This is a genomic window from Cocleimonas sp. KMM 6892 (assembly GCF_035798195.1).
GTDB classification, from domain to species: domain Bacteria; phylum Pseudomonadota; class Gammaproteobacteria; order Thiotrichales; family Thiotrichaceae; genus Cocleimonas; species Cocleimonas flava.
This window is the reverse complement of record NZ_JAPFBV010000025.1, coordinates 1-460: the sequence shown is the minus strand read 5'-3', so window position 1 is coordinate 460 and position 460 is coordinate 1. Positions and strand designations below refer to the sequence as shown.

Genomic DNA, 460 nt, shown 5'->3' with positions numbered 1-460 from the left:
GCCTCAAACTGTTCAAACGTTTCTCTGACTTTTTCTTCGTAGAGAGATTTACGTTGTGTTCGGTCACTGATAGGACGATTTAACCATTTATTAAATCCCGATCGTGACACGCTCATCGAGCGACACATCAGGGATTTGGAAAAGTGATCCAGATGATCTCTCATGATGGCGTACTTCACTCCTGGTTTTTCGCAAAGTACGCCGCAGCCTTTTTTAAAAAATCCATTTCCTCTTGCAGGCGTTTATTCTCGCGTCGTAGTTTACGAATCTCTTCACTTTCTTTTTTGGAGTAATCAACGCCTTCAAGTGAGTTAAATTGTTTATCGGATAAACGTGTGAATTGTCTTTTCCAATTAGCAATTTGTTGCGCACTAATGCCAAGTTCCTCAGCCACCATGGCTTGAGTAATACCCGGTTTTTCGGAGCGCTTTACGGCTTCCTTACGGAATTCTTCAGTGTA

At 42.2% G+C, this 460-nt stretch carries 1 protein-coding gene; it reads right to left on the bottom strand.

The window, feature by feature from the left end; genetic code table 11:
• Positions 1 to 175: 175 nt before the first annotated feature.
• On the bottom strand, positions 176 to 460 hold a 285-nt coding region (locus tag OO007_RS20220), incomplete at its 5' end, for a transposase (protein ID WP_325810187.1).